Annotated in this window: 3 protein-coding genes and 2 pseudogenes; 4 read left to right on the top strand and 1 reads right to left on the bottom strand. The window is 46.0% G+C overall.

Going from position 1 to position 3,393, the window contains the following annotated elements:
* Positions 1-776: Rpn family recombination-promoting nuclease/putative transposase (locus OCH80_RS07935; protein WP_404539706.1), on the bottom strand; the 776-nt coding region annotated here is incomplete at its 3' end.
* A gap of 189 nt (positions 777-965) precedes the next feature.
* Here OCH80_RS07935 and OCH80_RS07930 point away from each other — a divergent pair.
* The 4 genes and pseudogenes from OCH80_RS07930 to OCH80_RS07915 all read left to right on the top strand — a co-directional run.
* Positions 966-1,286 (top strand): hypothetical protein, encoded by a 321-nt coding sequence (locus OCH80_RS07930; RefSeq protein WP_404539756.1) that lies wholly within the window; start codon positions 966-968, stop codon positions 1,284-1,286.
* A gap of 159 nt (positions 1,287-1,445) precedes the next feature.
* Positions 1,446-2,014 (top strand): annotated as a pseudogene (locus OCH80_RS07925) (histidine phosphatase family protein).
* 155 nt (positions 2,015-2,169) lie between these two features.
* Positions 2,170-2,796: a TIGR00266 family protein gene (locus OCH80_RS07920; protein WP_404539703.1), complete on the top strand. Its 627-nt coding sequence runs from the start codon at positions 2,170-2,172 to the stop codon at positions 2,794-2,796.
* 77 nt (positions 2,797-2,873) lie between these two features.
* Positions 2,874-3,393 (top strand): annotated as a pseudogene (locus tag OCH80_RS07915) (transposase); the annotation flags it as partial.

Below are 3,393 nucleotides of genomic sequence, written 5' to 3'. Positions count from 1 at the left end.
CGGTCAATCTTGACCTGAATAAATTGTGGCAGTACTTCAGTCATGGTAGTCACCTCGTTCTTATCTTTTTCTTCTAATTGTCTGATTAACTCGTCATAAGCATGAGTGCCTGACAAGGAATTCATCATATCCAAAAGAAGCATGATATCTTCGACCGACAGCTTCTTGGCGCTCGGGTGGTATTCTTCACCAGCATTGGTCTGGATGAAGTATTCCGCCAGACAGAAGAAGGCGCTCTTGAACCGCTGATCCAGTTCTGGTGCTGACAAGTCACTGATCCGGTAAAAGGCCTTGATCTCATAATCACTGATCAGCTGCTGCATTTCCTTGGGCAACTTCTGCAGCTCAATGTTTCCCAGCAAATTCCGGCTGTAGTTCCACGCTTCTTTCCCGTAGTATACCACCAGCGTAAGCACGGGGTAGAGCGTTTTGCTCTTGGTGAGCTGGTAGCGGTAGGCCGCGGCATCATAGTTCATCACCCGCGCCGGCATATGCTTGTCCGGCCTGGTCTGGTTCTCAATTCCGACCAGCAAGATGACGACCTTCTTATCGCCAATTGTCAGCAATTTGGCCACGTCCCGGTCCTGGCCATGAATTTCTCCGTTGGCCTTGTAGTAGCTGGTCGTGTTCGTATCCGCCAGCATGTCCGGCTTGATGACCTGCTCGCCATTAAAGATAAAGCCGTTCAACACGTCAGCAAAGATCTCGTTCTTGTCCAGCATGACCTTTTGAACGATATCCTTGCTGCCACGGACTGTTAGGGTTGATTTTGACATTTTTCCTCCATTCTAGAAGGGAATTTTCCCCTTCAATAAGTAATACACGAAAAGATGCCAAAATTTTTTCTTTTATCAAAATTATAAGGGCTTTGCCAGCAGAAAGAAGCCGAATTGATGTCAAAGTGGTATTGATCTGCCGCATTTGACTTAGAAATCTGTTTGAAGAACATGATAGCTGTGGTGTCCTTGAGAAGACCACTGGACCTCTATTACAAGTATCCAGACTATAACTTTGTCGACTACTTTATGACTGAAGCGGTAAAGACGACCAACTGGATGACTGATTATGTTGTTCAGGAGTGGAAGATGGTTACCGGCTTTGGGGTCAACCCATTCCCGCGAATCCACTTTGTCCGGTCTGATTATTCCTTGGGTGGCCCTGACTTAGTGGCGACGATGAAGCGTAAGCTTCTAGACAAGTTGCCCAATGAGCCGTCCTTATTAGATAATCAACGTCTGGAAGCCTACTTACCATGGTCTGAAAATGTACAGCTCCACTGTAAGTAAAGTCCCATAAACTGATTAACCCCATCCTAGGATGGGATTTTAATATACCGCGCTATTGGGCGCTTACCTTTGACTCCCAAGTAATTTTCCATTGGCTTTCGAAAAATACCATAATTTTATCTAAAAGCGCTATAAAAATGTAAAAAGGGACAAACTTAGATGGAAAAAATATTGTATCTCATGCGGCACGGACAAACCTTATTCAACCTTGAACACAAGATCCAGGGCTGGTGCGACTCACTTTTAACTCAATTGGGGATCAATCAGGCCAAGATCGCTGGACGCTACTTTACAGACAACGACATCAAGCTGGACCACTGCGATTCAAGCACGAGCGAGCATGCGACACCTTGGAACTAGTTACCGGCGGCAAGCCGCCTTATACCAGGCTCAAGGGGATCAAGGAATGGAATTTTGGCCGCTTTGAAGCGCTGGATTCTTAAACCCACCGCTGCCTTACAATGATTTTTCCGTCAAATATGGCGGGAAGACCAAGAGGAAGTTGGGGGATAATGGCTAAGACCTTGAGCCAAGTCATGGAGCAGGCAGATCACCAGTAAGTTTTGGCAGTATCGCACGGCGGTGCCATGGCTTGTTTCTTGCGTTACTACGAGCAGCCGTTGCCGCACGGGATGAAGAACTGCACCATTCTTAAGCTGAAGTATGAAGACGGGCAGTTTACCTTGCTGGACTACTTTGAACCAGATTTTAACCAACTGGACCAGTAAGCTAGTCCATCAAAGAAGAATCCAGTCTAATTTTTTTGCTTTTTAACGGAAATTCCTTTTGCTGGAGAAAACGCTTTTTTGCTATAATATAGGCAAGAAAGCGCTTTTAAAATATATCAGATTTTTCTAAGGAAATAGAAAAGAAGAGGGACATCATGAAATACGAATTAAGCGGCGGGAATACTTGCCCATTAGCTACTGTAACCCTCGATAAGGGTGAAAGCATTAAAGTCGAAAACGGCGCCATGGTATACATGAAAGGCGTCACCATCGCCGGGAAGATGAACTCCAGCAAGAAGGGCCTGAGCGGTTTGCTCGGCGCGATTGGCCGGAGCTTGACTAGTGGTGAAAGCATGTTTATCACCCAGGCAACTGGTGATGCGGACGGCGGACAAATTGGGGTTGCACCAGCAATTCCTGGCAAGATCGAGAAATTGTCTGTTGGCAAGCAGCAGTATTGCTTGAACACCGGCGCCTTTCTGGCAAGTGACGACAGCGTCAGCTATAAGATGAAGAGTCAAAGTTTCAATAAGGCAGCCTTTGGGGGAACCGGTGGTTTCTACGTAATGCAGACTGAAGGTGAAGGCGACATGCTGGTTAACGCCTTTGGTGACTTGGTTGAACTGACCGTAACCAGCGATAAGCCGATCTCAATTGATAACGAACACGTTGTGGCCTGGGATGCAAAACTTGACTACGACATTAATGTTAATTTCCCAAAGCAATCAAACTCAAGTCCTCTGAGAAACTGCCCTAAACCCGCAAAAATACTACATTTTTAGCACATCTTTGCTTGCATTGATGTGCTTTTCTATGTTATAATTTGAGTATGATATCATACTCAATAAAGGAGGCCATCATGTACTACAACTGCCTGGTTAATATTCCTAAGAACACTGGTAAAATTTCCAGAAATAAACGGGGTAAGACTACCTACATCGAATACACTTATGCTAGAGAGTACCTTCCCGAGAAGAAATACAACGTTGCCAGAAGAACGACCATCGGGAAAGCTGATCCAGATCATCCGGGAATGATGTTTCCTAACCCTAACTTCGAAAAGTTCTTCCCTGACGTTGAGATTCCTGCCGAAGGAACGGCGGCTGAACCAGTCAATGAATCCAGAAGCAGCTGTATCCGAATTGGTGCCTTCTCCGTAGTCAGAAGAATCATCGAAGACTACAAGCTGGCTGAACACTTGAAGCGTTGGGATGACCGGGGAAAAGGGCTGCTTCTTGATCTCGCCGCTTACTCAGTTATCGCAGAAAGCAACGTGGCTCAGCACTTCCCGGATTATGCGTACAACCACCCATTGATGACACCGCAGAACAAGATTTACAGCGACTCTACAATCTCGCGCTTCATTCGCGAGATCGATG

This window comes from Lactobacillus sp. 23-2 (assembly GCF_044902225.1).
Classification (GTDB): domain Bacteria; phylum Bacillota; class Bacilli; order Lactobacillales; family Lactobacillaceae; genus Lactobacillus; species Lactobacillus absianus.
This window is presented reverse-complemented; position numbering and strand designations above follow the sequence as displayed.

Bases quoted from the DNA above. Each gene is read 5' to 3' on its own strand.
- OCH80_RS07920 (WP_404539703.1), top strand. From the start codon at position 2,170: ATGAAATACGAATTAAGCGGCGGGAATACTTGCCCATTAGCTACTGTA.